Raw genomic sequence first — 14,972 nt, 5'->3', positions numbered from 1 at the left:
CGGGAACGATCAGTTCCAAACCTCCACCAGGTTCGAGAAGTCATCGGTCCAGGACACCCGGGCCGATCCGGGCTCCACCCACTGGTCGGCGTTCGGGAGCCCATCCGGAAGCTCGCCTCGCCGCGTCATCGCCATCCAGATGGTGGCCTTCTTGACTGGGCCCACGCCCGGTGCGCGTCTTGTCCAGGCGGTCATCCCGATTGCATCAGCTCCCGCTGCGACCACGGGCTCGAGGTCGAGGTAGCGATTCGAGATGTGGACCAACAGAACGCCGTCCTCGTCGATGACTCGGTCGTAGACCTCGAACGCCTCCGTGGTCAGGAGGTGGACAGGAATGGAGTCGGACGTGAAGGCATCGATCATGAGGAGGTCATAGCCGCCGTCGGGAACGTCCTGCAGCGTCAGGCGTCCGTCGCCGATCACCACCTCGACATCGCCCCGAGCCTGCTCGAGGAAGGTGAAGTCTTCCCGGGCGATCTCCTCGACGAGGGCGTCGATCTCGTGATAGCGCAGATCCTGCCCCTCTCGGACGTACGTGGCCACCGTGCCGGCGCCAAGGCCGATGACGCCGATCGAGCGGTCCCGGCCCACCAGGGGCAACCAGTCGCCGACGGGGCCCTCGGGGTCGTAGTAGCCCACAGGCCGCGTGGACAGCTCAGGCTCGAGCAACTGCGCTCCGTGCGCTGTGGTTCCGCTGTAAAGGCTGCGGGCCGACATGTCCGTGTCGACCCGGTAACTGCCGAAGAAGGACCTGTCCGCTCGCTGCGCGCCCAGGATGTACGCACTCGTCGTGGGGACGACCAGCAGGAGGATGGCGCCGACCATGGCAACCTTGCTGCGGCCAATGAGCGCAAGGGAGAACCAGGCGAGGACGCCACCCACCAGCACGAGATCCAAGGTCTCAAGTCCTGCGCGGACCAGGAATCCAAGACCGAACACTGCCGCCGCAGCTCCCACGAGCGCGGCAAGCGCCACCCATCGTGGACGGCTCTCGTACAACTCGTTGACGGACTTGCCTGCGATCATGGCCGCAACGATCCCCACGACGAGGAACTCGTACGGTCCCGGGAGAAGCAAAGGCGCGATGATTCCATTCAGGATGCCGCCGAGTGCCCCGCCGACACTCATCCACACGTAGAACGCCGTGAGTCCACCCACATCGGGCCGACTGTCGGCCAGCCGATGGTGGAAGATCATCGCGATGGCCGCGAACGAGCCCATGACGAGGGTGATCGTGACGGGGAGGCTCCATCTGGCGAGCCAGGCAGCAGCCGCCAACAAGGTGATCGGTGCGAAGAGCCGCATCGCGGCGTCATGCGCGATGGGCCGGCGTGTCGCGAAGGCAACGACGAACGTCGCCAGGTAGATGGCGAGAGGAACGACCCAAAGGAGGGGGATCGCCGCGACGTCCGTGCTGAGGAACGTCGTCGCCCCCAACATCAGGCTCGATGGCACGAAGGCGAGGCCGACCCATCGAGCCACACGCCAAGCATCCCCTTGGGGTCTTCCATGCCCCTCGCCATCCGGTCCGTCCTTCTCGTGCGGCGCCGGCGAGGCACTTGGCGTCGCGACGGTGGTGCGACGCCGAATGACCAACCAAGCACATGCGAACACCAGCAGGATCAACGCGAGGTAGCCGGCGCTCCAGGCACGGGACTGCTGGAGAAGATCGAGCCGCGGCTCGATCACGAACGGGTACGTCAGGAGGCCAAGGATCGAGCCGACATTGCTCGCGGCGTACAGGAAATAGGGGTCGCCGGCGCGGGGGTGGTCCGTCCACGAGAACCATCGTTGCAGCAGGGGTCCGGAGGTGCTCACCAGCAGAAACGGGAGCCCGACGCCCAACGCCAGACCGACGAGGAGCCGGGTCACGATCGAGGCTGTGCCGCCGTCCCCCGGCGTGGCCTCGACAGCAAGCGGCAAGGCGACCACTGGCAGGACGATCAGGACGACGTGGGTGATGACCTGAGGTCGCCTCCGGAGCACGTTGGTTGCAAGGTGCGTGTAGAGGTAGCCGAGCAACAGGGTCACTTGGAAGAACAGGACGCTCGTCGTCCACACGGCGGCGGACCCGCCGAAGTCAGGGAGCAACATGCGGCTGGCGAGGGGCTGCACCGAGAACACCAGGACGGCAGAGAGGAACGATGCCGTCACATAGACGAAAACCACGTGTGAAAAACCCCCAAGCCGGAACCCGGTCTCGGCATGCTACGGGTCGACGGGACAGAGCCTGTCGGGACCTGGGTCCCATTCCTGCCACGGGAGGATGAAACCGGCGGGTATCGTCGTCCAGTGCAGGAGGATCGCGTGGCACCCGGAAACCAGCCGCTCATGGAGGCGCTGCACGACTTCATGGTCGAGTACCTCGAACCGCAGGGCGTGTCCGAGAACACTGTCCGGGCCTACCAGTCCGACATCGTCGGCATCGGTCGCATCGCGGCCACGGCCACCACGTCCGAGGCGCGTGGTCTCACCGGTCGCGAGCTCGCGAAGCTGTCCGCGGAGATGGCCACGGACGCGGACCTCGACGAGCTCACGGTCGACGACCTGTCGGCCTCGGTCCTGCGGCGCTCGTTCGGGGCGTGGACGGCCACGCACGCGGTGTCGTCGGCCCGACGTGCCCATTCCGCCTGGTCGCGACTGTTCGACCACCTGACCGAGGCCGGCGTGGTCGACGGCAACCGGATGGCCGGCGTGCCCAAGGCGACTGCCCGTGCCACCGCCGACGCGGTCACCGGGCGGGCCGACGATGTCCGTTCACTTCCCGGCAGCGCCGACGACGTCCGCCGGGCTCTCCTGGATGCCGCCGCCACTCCCCTGCCACAGGACGACGACCTCGAACCCGGCACCGACCTGTGGGACCGCCAGCACGACCCACGCACCCGGGTGGCACCCGACCGCGATCCGTGGCCCGAGCGCGACGTCGCGCTGGTGGCGACCTTCCTCTACACCGCGGCACGCCTGTCGGAGGTGGTGGACCTCAACAACGGCTCGCTGACCGGCCCTCCGGGCGACCGGACGCTGACCATCATCGGCAAGGGTTCCAAGCGTCGCCAGGTCGCCGTCCACACCGCACTCGAGGCGGCGCTGGACGACTACCGGCGCAGCGATTGCTACGCCGACGTGGCGTCGACCGAGGGACCCGCACCACTGGTCGTCGCCAACGACGGCAAGCGGCTGACCGCCAACCAGGTCCAGTACCGGATCGCGAAGCTGTACCGGCGAACGGGACTGGAAGAACAGCGCACTCCAGGCGCACTGGTCCACGCCCTCCGCCACACCGTCGCGGTCCAGCTGGTCGAGAACGGCGTCCCGACCCCTGCGGTGCAGGAGTTCCTGGGCCACGCCAGCCAGGACACCACGATGCGCTACGTCCGCAAGGTCGCCCGCGACCAGCGCCGCATCCTGGACGCGCTGGACTGACCCGCCCAGCACTCAGCCAGCCGACCGCGCCTGCTGGGCATGCACGACTGCCGGCAACGACTCCGTCCACCGCGGCAACGTCTCGACCCCCAGTTCGTCACGGCGACGCGACCCCAGCACCGACCACGCCGGTCGCGCCGCAGCCGTGGGGAACTCGTCGGTCCCGCACGGCGACACCCGTTCGGGGTCGTGGCCGCCGAGCCGCGCGACCTCGCGGGCGAGCTCGTACCACGTCGTCGCCCCGTCGTTGGTGAGGTGGAGCAGCCCCGCCGGACGATCGTCGACCAGTCCAACCACGGCCGCGGCGAGGTCGGTGGCGATGGTCGGACAGCCGTGCTGGTCGTCCACGACGCGGGGGTCGACGCCCCGGTCGAGCAGCGACAGCATCGTGGACGCGAAGTTGTCGTGTGTCTCCGACACCACCCAGGAGGTCCGCACCACCAGCGCCGAACCACTGTCCAGCGCGGCCTCCTCGCCGACGACCTTCGACCGGCCGTAGGCGTTGATCGATGCCGTCGGGTGACCCTCCAGGTACGGCTCGTCGCCGGTGCCGTCGAAGACGTAGTCGGTCGAGAAGGTGACGAGCCATGCGTCGTTGTCGGCGGCCCATCCCGCCATGGCCGCGACCGACGCGCCGTTGACCACGGTCGCTGCCCGTTCGTGCGACTCGGCGTCGTCCACCGCGGTCCATGCGCCGGCGTTCACGACCACGCCGGGCCGGACGTCGTCCAGCACGGCCACGACCCCGGCGGGGTCGGAGAGGTCGAGGTCGGTCCGGCCCGGCGCAAGGACGTCGTCGCGTCCGACCAGCGCGGCACGCAGGGCGGTCCCGAGCTGCCCGGAGCCGCCGGTCAGCAGGATCACTGGCCGATGATCCGCGAGTGCTCGCCCAGGGTCAGCTCGACGAAGCGCTCCGGTGCGGAGCCTCCCAGCCGGGTCGAGCGACCCAGCAGTGACGAGCGCAGCCGCCAGCCGTCGACCCGCGTGTCCTCCATCAGGATCGAGTCCTCGACGTGGGCGTCACGCAACTGACACTTCGCGGCGATGGAGGTGTTCGGTCCGATGGTGCACCGGCGAAGGTCAGCCTGCCGCCCGATGACGACCGGCCCCGTGATGTCGCAGTCGACGACACGGGCGCCCTCGTCGACCTGGACGGAACCACGGACCTGCCCGCCGATCACGTCGCCACGCACGTCCTCGGCCAGGTCGCGCAACACCAGCTGGTTGGCGTGGAGGAGGTCCTCCTTGCGCCCGGTGTCCTTCCACCACCCACGCACGATCGAGGCATCGACCCGGTGGCCGGCGTCCACCAACCACTGGATCGCGTCGGTGATCTCGAGCTCGGCACGCGCCGACGGCCGGATCTCCTCCAGTGCGCCCGTGATCGTCTGGTCGAACAGGTAGACACCGACCAGGGCGAGGTCCGAGCGTGGCGAGCTGGGCTTCTCGACCAGGCGCTCGACGGCGCCGGTGTCCGACAGCTCGGCCACGCCGAAGGAGGACGGGTCGTCCACGCGGGTCAGCAGGATCTGGCAGTTCGGTCGTGACGTCGAGAAGTCCGCGACGATGTCGACCAGGCCGTCGCGCACCAGGTTGTCCCCCAGGTACATCAGCACGTCGTCGCCGTCGGCCCACGGCATCGCACACGCCAGCGCGTGGGCCAGGCCACGCGGAGCGTCCTGGACGACGTAGGTCACCTCCAGCCCGAACGCCGCACCGTCGCCGACCGACCGGCGGATGTCGTCCCCGGTCTCCGGCGAGATGATGATGCAGACCTCGTCGATCCCGGCCTCGGCCATGTGGGCCAGCCCGTAGTGCAGGATCGGGCGGTTGGCGACCGGCACCAGCTGCTTGGCCATCGAGTGCGTGATCGGCCGCAGCCGCGTGCCGGAGCCCCCGGCCAGCATGACGCCCTTCATCGACACTCCTCCGTCCGGTCGAGCCCGGGCAGGTGCACCCACGGCGCGCCGCTCATGGCAGGTCCGCCGGGTCGAACCGCGGTGCCGCCGCGTCCTTGGCCGACAGCACCGGTTCGGTGTCCAGGGGCCAGTCGATGGCCAGCCGTGGGTCGTCCCACGCGATCGAGCGCTCGCTGACGGGGTCGTAGAAGTCGGTCGCCTTGTAGAGGACGTCGGCGGGGCCCTCCAGCACGAGGAACCCGTGGGCGAACCCGGTCGAGATCCACAGCTGGCGCTGGTTGTGCTCGGACAGCTCCTCGGCGACCCAGTCACCGAGCGTGGGCGAGTCCCGACGGACGTCGACGGCGACGTCCCACACCCGACCGCGGACACAACGGACGAGCTTGCCCTGGGCCGACGGTGGCACCTGGTGGTGCAGCCCGCGCAGGACCCCGGTCGCCGAGTGCGAGTGGTTGTCCTGCACGAACGTCACGTCCTCGCCGACCAGTTCGACGAAGCTGCGCGCGTTCCAGCTCTCCAGGAAGTACCCACGGTCGTCGGCGAACACGTCGGGTTCGAGCACGGCCACGCCGTCCAGCTGCTCGACGCGTGGCACGTGACGACCTCCGGGGGTTGGCCCGAGCGCAGGCTACCGACGTCACCGGCACGTCGACCCGTCCGGGCGCACCGGACGCAGGGTCTGCCGGCCCGATCGACGGAGGTCGTGACGGGGTGCATCACGGGCGCCTGCGGTCCCAGGCGACGGCGACACCCACCACGACCACCTCCACCACGATCTGCGCCACCCGCAGCGCCACGGACGCAGCCACAACCTGGGCAGTGCCGACCCCGGGGAGCATGGCGACGAGCAGCAACTCGCGGACACCGAGGCCCGCCGGGAGCGGCAGCGCCGCGAAGCCCACGGCCCAGGCGACCGCGTAGACGGCCACCACCGAGAGGTCCTCCGGCACGCCGCTGCCCCCGAGGAACCCGGCGAACGCCCACCCTTGGAGCCCGATGGCGGCGACTCCCAGGCCTGCGGCCCGCAGGATGACTCGCTGGGGCGGGATCCCGGCGTCGTCGGGGATCGACGAGCGCCACCGACGGATCATGCTCCAGGCCCACGCCATGCCGGGTCGGTACAGCAGCAACGCGGTGGCCGAGATGCCGATCGTCGCCGCCCACTCCAGCACGGTCGCCGGGGTCCCCGACACGATCAGCGCCATGGCGAAGACCGAGGTCGACGCCAGTTGCGTCAGGGCCTGCAGCAGGTAGGCGACCGAAGTCGCCGTGACGGACCTGCCGGAATCGCGCGCATGGCCCGTCACCTGGCCGACCCCCTGCCAGATCCCCCCGGGCACGTACTTCGCCACCTGCGCCACCATGAAGTTGCGCAGGGATCGTCGCGTGTGGCGCTCGCGGAGCAACGTCATCCAGGCCGTGTAGGCGCACAGCATGGACACGCCGACGAGCACCAGCAGGAACACCAGGGCAGGCGGGCTCGGCAATGCGGACAGGGAGAGGTCCTGCCAGCCATCGCGCAGTGCCCAGGCCATCCAGGCGAGGCCGGCGACGGTCAGGACACCGGGTATCCACCGCAGGAGGCGATCCCTCACGATGCGGTCGTCAGGTGCCCTCGAACGCCGACCGCGTCGACGGCGGCACGGGTCCCCGATCGGCGTGGCGTCATGTGCGCTTCGCGACCGCCACGAGGTCCGTCCCGAGCCGGGTCGCCGGCAGTGCCCGTGTCAGGACCCGCTGCGGGGCGACGATGGCCCAGGTCAGCCATCCACGCGTGTCCGGCGGCTGGAGGAGGCGGCCGGAGTGGCCAGTCCGGTCGGACATGTCCTCGCCCAGGTCGGGCGGGTCGATCCGGTTGCGCACCGCGTCCCGTGCGTTGCCGAGCGGGAAGCCGAGCATCCGGACCGTCTCGACCTCCAGGCCGACCGATTCGAGCAGGTTCCTCATGCTCTCGGGCGAGTAGCGACGGAAGTGGCCCACCGCGTGGTCCCACGGTCCCATGCGGTCCGGACCGGCAGGCGTACTGAACACGACGCGTCCCGGTCGCGCCAGGTGGTCCAGCCACGACGCCAGGACGCCCCGGTCGTCCTCGACGTGCTCGAGGACCTCGAACGCACAGATCACCTCGAACGTGCCCTCGACGTCGTCGAGGGACGCGTGGACCTCACCGCCATGGGGCGCCACCCGTGCGGCGGCGACCTCGCGTGACGCGGGGTCGGTCTCGACCCCGACGTACGGGTGGCGGCTGGCGATGCGCTCTGCCATTGCCCCCAGGCCCGGGCCGAACTCCAGGACGCGTCCGGTCGGAGGCAGCCCTTCGAGGGCATCCATGATGCTGTCGTGGCGCAACCACCCACCAAGCGTCAGCGGTGGCGTGATCGTCGTGTCGATGCGGGTCATGGGAGGGCCATCGGTGGACGGTCGTCGCGGCCGGTCGAGACGCTACCTCTGGGTCGGGCATCCCGTTCAGCGGCCGGGCGAGGATGAGGCGTCATCGGCGGCGGGCCACGGCCACGAGCCCCGTCCCCAGGCGGCGGGGGCGAAGAACGTCGGTGACCACGCGCTGGGGCACGGACAGGCCCCACGTCAGCCAGCCGCTGGCGGAGTTCGGTTGCAGCAGGCGGCCGGACTCGTGGGTCTGGGTCGTGATGTCGGCGGCCGACTCGGGTTGGGCGACACGGTTGCGGACCCATTCGCTGACGTACCCGACGGGCCACCCCAGGAGTCGGATCGTCTCGACTTCCAGCCCAACGGACTCCAGCAGCTGCCACATCGTCTCCGGCGAATAGCGTCGGTGGTGGCCGGCGACGACGTCCCAGGGACCCATGCGATCCGGGCCCGCCGGCGTGCTGAAGATCGCGCGTCCGGGCCGCGCGAGCCGCTCCACCCACGTTGCCAGTGCCTCCCGATCGTCCTCGATGTGCTCGAGCACTTCGAAGGCACAGACGACCTGGAAGTTCCCCTCGACCTCGTCGAGCGATGCGACGACCCGGCCGCCGTGGGGTTCGACTCGTTGCGCCGCGACCGCACGCGACTCCGCGTCGCGCTCGACGCCGAGGTAGGGGTGGCGCTCGGCGATGCGGGTTCCCATCGCGCCGAGGCCCGGGCCGATCTCCAGCACGCGTCCGTCGGCGGGCAGGCCGGCCAGCGCCTCCACGATCGTGTCGTGGCGCAGCCAGCCACCGAAGGTCAGCGGAGGATCGAGGTCAGGCGTCAGGGCGCTCACGGTGCCCGACCCAGCAGGTGGTGCAGTGTCACGTCGAGTTCCTCGGTCACGGGGGTGGGGCGGAACCGGTCACGGGCGACCGTGGCGGCACGCGCCCGGTGCGTCGCTCGCGCCTCGGGGTCGCGCGCAAGTTCGTCCAGGGCGCGGGCCAGGGCATCGGGGTCGCCCGGCTCGACCAGGATCGCGCCGTCGGCGACCATGCGACGCTGGGGCGGCGTGTCGCTGGTGACCATGACACACCCGGCGGCCATGCCCTGCACGACCTTGTTGGGCACGACGCGCTGGGCCTTGGGCGTCGTGCCGAAGATGCCGAGGCAGACGTCGTGGCGGCCCACGAGGTCGGGCAGCCCGGACATGTCGACCCACGCCACGTGTTCGACCTCGGGGCGCTCCCCGACCAGGTCGAGCACGGCGTCCAACTCCTGCCCGTGGCCGACCAGCGTGAATGACATGTCCTCGGTGACACGGGTGATGGCCTGGGCGATGACCCGGGTGCCGTGCAAGGGGGTGAACAGGCCGTAGAAGACGACCCGCATCGGGCCGTCGTCGCGGCTGTCGGTGGCGGCGTCGAACCACGCGTCGTCGGCACCGACGCTGACGACCACGGACGCGGTGTCGGTCCGGAGGTGCTCGAGGGTGTCGGCAACGACGAGGTCCGACCGTCCGATCGCCGCTCGCTCGACCAGCCCGACCACCGACGAGGCGGGCCCGGCGTCGAGGCTGCGGTCCACGACCGTGTCGACCAGCGGGGCCGTGTCGTCCAGGACGACCAGGGCGTCGGGGAACAGCAGTTTGGCGAGGTGGACGTCGAGGTAGCCGAAGTAGCCCACCACGACGACGTCGGGATCCGGCATGTCGTGACGTCCGCGGACGAGGTCGCGCCAGCAGGTCAGCATCTCCCACACGGCCGGAACGGCCTTCCAGGGTCGCTTCATGATCTCGACCCGACCCGAGGTGGACAGGTCGAGCGGGGCGTTCAGTTCCGACACCGACCAGCCACGCTCGGCTAGTCCCGCCATCATGACCCCGACCCGGGGATGGCGGTCCACGTCGTAGGTGCCGAAGAACAAGACGTCCCGTCGGTCGTCGACGACGACCGACGCGGTGCGCGCCGAGCGAGGTCGTCGGGGCACGTGTTCCTCCGTGTGGCGGAAAGCGGTGACAGTCGCCGAGCGTAGCCTCACGTTGCGAGTGTCTCGACGAAGGACGGTGGGGTTGGACCCCCGACGGCCCGGGCCCACGGGATCGCCCGGCGACGCGAAGCCCTAGCGGAACGGGAGCGTCGACTCGCGCTCCTCGATGACCGGGTCGGCGTCGCGCGCCAGGCCCAGTCGGCGCGCCCAGCGCCGACGGATCCGCTTGAGTTCCTGGGAGTTGCCGATGAACCGACGCAGCTCCTTGGTCACCTTGCGGATCCGCAGCCAGCCGTAGCGGCGCTGGCGCTGCAGGCGTCGCTTCGCCTCGAACTCGGTGTGGAACCGCTCGACCTCGTCGCGGTCGACCAGTTCTGCGACCGGGCGGTTCGGGCCGTCCATCAACGGCGCCGGGACCCCCCGGTCACGCAGGAAGTCGGCGTAGGCGTAGGAGAAGTTGCCGAACGCGACCCGTGGCTTCTGGGATCGCTCGACCACGTCGGTGTCGACGTCGACGACCACGACGCGGCCCTCGTCGGCCAGTTGGCGCATCAGCGCGTCGGTGGATTCGCGCCGGTTGATGACGATGCTGACGCCGGTCTCGGTCGAGGATGTCTCGTCCACCCACGCGTCGCCGACCACGATGTCGGCCAGGAAGTTGTTGTGGTTGATGCACAGGTGGCAGCGCGGCATCGTGAACGACCGGTCGAACGCGACCAGGTGGTCGAGGTCGCGGCGCCGGTTGACCGTCGTGACGCCCTCGTCGGTGCCCAGTCGCAACTCGCCCAGTGGTCCGCCGCCGCGGTAGGACACGGACTCGAGCCGGTCGAAGTCGACGTCCTTGAAGTCACAGATGGCCCGCAGGGCGTGGCGCGTGTTCTGCCACCCGCACAGCAGCCCGATCGTGGAGTGGATCCGTCCCAGCAGCTCGGGCTGCAGGCGCAGCACGTACTGATACAGGCCCTCGAGCTCGCACGGGATCGCCACGACGACGAACCGGCCCTCGTTCGCGCGGAGCAGCTCGAGCACGCGGTCCTTGGGGGTGTTGTGGTAGATCGACCCGGGCAGGTCATCGACCTCGTCCGGCGAGGTGATCAGGGTTGGGCGGTACTCGATGCCTTCCTCGCGGGCCAGCACGATCGCCCCGTCGACCTCCGGGTCGCGCAGGCGTGCGGTCAGCACCTCCTTGATGATCCCGCCGGAGCTGGCCGAGCGGTTGCGCTCGACGTCGACGCTCTGGGCCAGCATCACCGAATGCACGACCCCGAACGGCCCGGGTTCCTGGTCGGGGAACAGCTGATCGTGGAGCATCGGGAAGTCGACCTGGATCGCCGGGCATATCGACGCCGCGTCGGCGTTGCCCGGACCGTTGGGCACGAACATCTGGCTGGCGTCGTCGAGTTGCAGCTCCAATGACCCGTCGGCATGGACGCACGCCCCGCACGAGATGCACAGGTCGTTGGCCAGCACGTCCGTCAGGTCACGGATCGGGTCGATCACGGGAGGAACCTTCGCGGTGGTGGGGGGGCGGATCCGTGCCGGCTGGGACGGCAACGGGTCCGGCGTCGTCGAGGCCGGGTCGCCGGCTCAGGTGTCCGACGTGGCGTGGGCGGACGCGAGGATGGCGTCGATCTCGTCGAGGTTGCTGCGACTGCCGGCGAGCACGTCGTCGCGACGCGCGGCCATCGTCGCGCGGACCTCGTCCTCGGATCCGAGCAGCGCGTCCAGGGCCTTGGTCAGGGTGGGTCCGTCGACGTGGGCCGCGTCGATCACGCGGTCCTCGAGCCCCCACGTCGCCATGATCCCCGGGGTCTTGTGGCTGTAGGACAGCGCGACGATCGGGACCCCGGTGGACAGGGCGGCGATGTTGGCGTGCATCCGGGCGCCGATGAAGGCGCGGCACGTGCCGATCAGCCCCTTGACCTCGTCGGGCCGCAGGTCGTCGGTGACGACGGTCACCTCGGCGGACATGTGCGACGCGACCTCGCGGCTGATGACGCGGTCGTCCTTGTCCTCGGTCGGGCCGGTCACGTGCGAGACGAACACCACCGGGACGTCCCACCGGGCGGCGACCTCGTCCAGCGCGGCGGCCATGGTCTCGGCGAACGCCGGCTGGTCGGCGTCGCGGGCACCGTCGTGGCGCTGCTGGACGATGCCGCTGACCGACACGCCCAGTGGCGCGGGACCGTCCGGGTCACGGCCGGCACGCTGCCACAGCTCCCGGACCCGGTCGTCGTCGACCGGCTCGAGCAGGAAGGCGAGGTCCGCGCTCTGCCGCGGCGTGGGCGTCTGCAGGTCGATGTCGGCCAGGTTGTCCAGCGACAGCGCGTCACGGACGGTGATCGCCGCGCAGCGCTGCAGCAGGAACCTGGCGAGCGGACCGGTCTGGCGGAACGGGCCGATGGACTGGGCACAGACGTAGACCGGGCGTTCGAGCGCGTGGGCGAGGATCAGCGGGTGGTAGTGCGACAGCGCGACGTGCGGGCCGTAGTCGTCGGTCAGCATGTCCCCGCTGAGGTCGACGACCACGTCCGCCTCGGCCATCGCGGCCAGCTCCTCGTCGGCGGCGAGGATCGCCTCGGCGCGTTCGGGATCGCGGTCACGCATCACGCGCCAGGCAGCGACGCGGGCGAACTGGGCGAGGATCCGCGTGGCACTCCGGCGACCGGACGACACGACGGCGTCGTCGCCGTACAGCGCGACGTCGTGGTCGGGGAACGGGGCGGAGATCGTGACTCGGCTGTCCGGCCAGCGATGTCGCACCAGCTGACGCAGCGACAGCTGCATGGCTGCGTCGCCCTTGTTCCACGACGAGTACGTTCCGGTCTGGAGAAGTTTCAGCATGCGTGCAACCTACCCGGAGGGCCCTGAGCCCGGTGAGCCCGTCCCCCACCAACGACGACGTCCGCCGCGTGGTGGTCGTCGGGCCGGTCAGCCCGATCCGCAGTGGTGTCGCGAACCACACGACCGAGCTGGTCAACGCCCTGGACGAGCGCGACGACGTCGAGGTCCGGGTCGTGTCGTTCCGACGGCTGTTCCCCCGGATGCTGTTCCCCGGGGAGCGCGATCGTGACGCGGGGGCTGCCCCGGCGATCGCGGTGACCCCACGCGAGGTCCTCGACACGTTGGACCCGGTCAGCTGGGACACCGCGGCGACGTTGGTGATTCAGGCACGCCCCGACCTGGTCGTGATCCCGGCCTGGACGTTCTTCGTCGCCCCTGCGCTGGCGAGCGTGGCGCGAGCGATCCGTGCGGCGGACATCGAGGTCGTGGCGGTCGTGCACAACGCCGCCGACCACGACACCGCGGCGTGGCAGCAGCTCTTGGTCGAGCGGCAGTTGCAGCACGCCGACCGCTTCGTGGTGCACAGCCAGACGATGGCCGACGAACTGGTCGGCATGGGTTTCACCCAGCCCGTGACCGTGCACCCGCACCCGGTCTACGACTTCGCCACGTCCGACGGGGAGCCGTTGGAGCGACGTGGCGGCCTGGAGATGCTGTTCTTTGGACTGGTGCGGCCGTACAAGGGCCTGGACACCGTGGCCGAGGCGATCCACCTGCTCGAGCGTGACGACTGGTACCTGCGTGTAGTCGGCGAGTGGTGGTCACCCCAGCCCGAATTGCGTGCGCAGCTGGAGGACCCACGGGTCCGGGACCGCGTCGAGATCGTCGACGCCTACGTCCCCAACGACGTCGTCGCGCAGCACTTCGAGCGGGCCGACGTTGTGCTCCTCCCCTACCACGAGGTCACGGGATCAGGCGTGTTGGCGCAGGGGTGGCACTTCGGCACCCCGGTCGTGGCCTCAGACCTTCCCGGCCTGAACGAGTACGTCACGCCCGGCCACACCGGCTGGACCTTCCCCGCCGGTGATAGCGCGGAGCTCGCCCGCCTGCTCGATGAGAACGTGACGCCCGACGCCGCACGAGCCATGGGGGCTGCCGTAATTCTTCGCAGCAAGTCGTTCACCTTCCAGGGTTTCACGAACCCGGTACTTGGTCCCTGTTGAATCGCTGCCTCGGGTCGCAGGCTGTCACGTCGCGATGGCGCCGATCGCCTGTCCCATCGTGGCCAACCCGATGGAGGCCACCGCCCACCAGTGCCACCGCACGAGTCCGTCCCGAGCCAGTCGGTCAAGTCCGAGCCATAGGGCCGGCGCCATCGCCACCAGAGCCTCGATCGGGTACCGATAGCCGAAATACCCTTCGCCGCCGCTGGCGCGGTTCAGGCGCCAAGTGGCAAGCACGTAGATGATCCCGCCCAGGGCCGCCCCGGAGACCCATGAGGGCATCCACCTTCGCGCTCGAACTGCCGCCGGCACCAACAGCACCAGGAAGGGTGCCCAGATGAGGAGTCCATAGCGCCAGTGGAACAAGCCGAGCAACACATTCGTGACAGTCCGCTGCATGGACCATCCGCTGGTCAGGCCAAGCGGCCTGTCGTAGCCCGAGGAGATCGACCACACGTCAAAGACGTACTTGTCGTATCCGAGCAGCAGCACCACACCAAGCATGGAACCCGCCGCTATCCCGAAGAATGCGGGCCAAGAACGCTCTCTCACACCGATCCAAGTGCCGACGGCCGCGGCCACGAGGGCCACGAGAGGCCGTATCAGGATTCCGAACCCCAGACTCAAGCCGGCACCGAACCAGCGACGTCGGGAAGACAAGACCAAGGCCGTGGATACCGCAAGCATCGCCGGCCCGTGCATCCAAGGCATGTTCGATGCGACAGACCAGGCGCCGGTTGCGAGTCCCGTGGCAAGGCCAACGCCCAGGGCGGTGAGCGAGTCAGCACCTAGGGCTGTGATCGACAACGACAACAGCCCGCATGCAAGTGCTGTGGTGATGACAGCGGCCAACGTCGCTGGCCACAGGGGAGGTAGTGGCACCGTCACAGGGTCGGTCGGCCCGCCGCCAGACTCTACGACCGTGACAGGCCGCAATTCTCCTCCGAAGACGGTGTAGAACGGAGCGATGGTCAGGGCTGACCCAGGGGGGTACCGAGGCACAGGACCGCGAGGCGAGCCCTCGATCCACATGACGTAGTAGAGGCGGTCCGTGTCGACCAGCATCTCATGCTGACTGGCGATCGGGTCGCCGGTTCGACCGAGATACCACCCGGCAACCGCATTGGTCGTCGGATCGGCGTGGTACGGCAACCCCCACGTCGCCGTCGCGCCGTAGATCAGTCCCAGCAGGCCGGTGACGACCAGGACAAGCGCGAGCGGCGAGAGCGAGAGCTCGACTTGGCGCACGAACCACCCTCCCCTG

At 69.7% G+C, this 14,972-nt stretch carries 13 protein-coding genes; 2 read left to right on the top strand and 11 right to left on the bottom strand.

The window, feature by feature from the left end; all coding sequences use genetic code 11:
- Positions 1-9 precede the first annotated feature (9 nt).
- Positions 10-2,169, bottom strand: coding sequence for a fused MFS/spermidine synthase (locus KR546_RS19715; protein ID WP_238444678.1), 2,160 nt, complete (start codon positions 2,167-2,169; stop codon positions 10-12).
- A 138-nt stretch (positions 2,170-2,307) separates the two neighbouring features.
- Between KR546_RS19715 and KR546_RS10585 the strand changes: the two genes are divergently transcribed.
- A complete protein-coding gene (locus KR546_RS10585) occupies positions 2,308-3,423 on the top strand; it encodes a tyrosine-type recombinase/integrase (RefSeq protein WP_238444677.1) in 1,116 nt (371 codons plus the stop codon).
- A gap of 12 nt (positions 3,424-3,435) precedes the next feature.
- On the opposite strand, the gene rfbD is transcribed toward KR546_RS10585, so the two are convergent.
- The 9 genes from rfbD to KR546_RS10540 all read right to left on the bottom strand — a co-directional run bounded on the left by rfbD (position 3,436) and on the right by KR546_RS10540 (position 12,545).
- Positions 3,436-4,287 (bottom strand): dTDP-4-dehydrorhamnose reductase, encoded by an 852-nt coding sequence (gene rfbD, locus KR546_RS10580; protein WP_238444676.1) that lies wholly within the window; start codon positions 4,285-4,287, stop codon positions 3,436-3,438.
- On the bottom strand, positions 4,284-5,342 hold the full coding sequence (locus KR546_RS10575) for a glucose-1-phosphate thymidylyltransferase (protein WP_238444675.1): 1,059 nt from the start codon (positions 5,340-5,342) through the stop codon (positions 4,284-4,286). Before KR546_RS10575 ends, rfbD begins: the two co-directional genes overlap by 4 nt.
- 52 nt (positions 5,343-5,394) lie before the next feature.
- The gene (rfbC, locus tag KR546_RS10570) at positions 5,395-5,937 is read right to left on the bottom strand and encodes a dTDP-4-dehydrorhamnose 3,5-epimerase (protein ID WP_238444674.1); all 543 of its coding nucleotides are present in this window, start codon (positions 5,935-5,937) and stop codon (positions 5,395-5,397) included.
- A gap of 121 nt (positions 5,938-6,058) precedes the next feature.
- A complete protein-coding gene (locus KR546_RS10565) occupies positions 6,059-6,937 on the bottom strand; it encodes a lysylphosphatidylglycerol synthase domain-containing protein (RefSeq protein ID WP_238444673.1) in 879 nt (292 codons plus the stop codon).
- 70 nt (positions 6,938-7,007) lie between these two features.
- The gene (locus KR546_RS10560; RefSeq protein ID WP_238444672.1) at positions 7,008-7,742 is read right to left on the bottom strand and encodes a class I SAM-dependent methyltransferase; all 735 of its coding nucleotides are present in this window, start codon (positions 7,740-7,742) and stop codon (positions 7,008-7,010) included.
- A 91-nt stretch (positions 7,743-7,833) separates the two neighbouring features.
- A complete protein-coding gene (locus KR546_RS10555; RefSeq protein ID WP_238444671.1) occupies positions 7,834-8,568 on the bottom strand; it encodes a class I SAM-dependent methyltransferase in 735 nt (244 codons plus the stop codon).
- Complete coding sequence (locus tag KR546_RS19710; RefSeq protein ID WP_238444670.1) at positions 8,565-9,701, bottom strand: glycosyltransferase; 1,137 nt, start codon at positions 9,699-9,701, stop codon at positions 8,565-8,567. Before KR546_RS19710 ends, KR546_RS10555 begins: the two co-directional genes overlap by 4 nt.
- A 132-nt stretch (positions 9,702-9,833) precedes the next feature.
- Positions 9,834-11,201 (bottom strand): Coenzyme F420 hydrogenase/dehydrogenase, beta subunit C-terminal domain, encoded by a 1,368-nt coding sequence (locus KR546_RS10545; protein ID WP_238444669.1) that lies wholly within the window; start codon positions 11,199-11,201, stop codon positions 9,834-9,836.
- Between the two features lie 87 nt (positions 11,202-11,288).
- Positions 11,289-12,545 carry a polysaccharide pyruvyl transferase family protein gene (locus KR546_RS10540; protein WP_238444668.1) on the bottom strand — a complete coding sequence of 419 codons (1,257 nt, stop codon included), beginning with the start codon at positions 12,543-12,545 and terminating at the stop codon, positions 11,289-11,291.
- Positions 12,546-12,577: 32 nt separating this feature from the next.
- On the opposite strand from KR546_RS10540, the gene KR546_RS10535 reads away from it, so the two are divergent.
- Positions 12,578-13,708: a glycosyltransferase family 4 protein gene (locus KR546_RS10535; RefSeq protein WP_238444667.1), complete on the top strand. Its 1,131-nt coding sequence runs from the start codon at positions 12,578-12,580 to the stop codon at positions 13,706-13,708.
- Between the two features lie 24 nt (positions 13,709-13,732).
- On the opposite strand, the gene KR546_RS10530 is transcribed toward KR546_RS10535, so the two are convergent.
- Positions 13,733-14,956, bottom strand: a complete 1,224-nt coding sequence (locus KR546_RS10530; RefSeq protein ID WP_238444666.1) for a hypothetical protein — start codon at positions 14,954-14,956, stop codon at positions 13,733-13,735.
- Between the last annotated feature and the right edge of the window lie 16 nt (positions 14,957-14,972).

This window comes from Salsipaludibacter albus, assembly GCF_019798055.1.
GTDB lineage: Bacteria > Actinomycetota > Nitriliruptoria > Nitriliruptorales > Nitriliruptoraceae > Salsipaludibacter > Salsipaludibacter albus.
The sequence above is the reverse complement of the archived record's forward strand: the minus strand, read 5'-3'. Positions and strand labels throughout refer to the sequence as shown.

Excerpts from the sequence above, each read along its gene's own strand:
- KR546_RS10575 (WP_238444675.1), bottom strand. The coding sequence starts at position 5,342 with ATGAAGGGCGTCATGCTGGCCGGGGGCTCCGGCACGCGGCTGCGGCCG.
- KR546_RS10560 (WP_238444672.1), bottom strand. The coding sequence starts at position 7,742 with ATGACCCGCATCGACACGACGATCACGCCACCGCTGACGCTTGGTGGG.
- KR546_RS10540 (WP_238444668.1), bottom strand. The coding sequence starts at position 12,545 with ATGCTGAAACTTCTCCAGACCGGAACGTACTCGTCGTGGAACAAGGGC.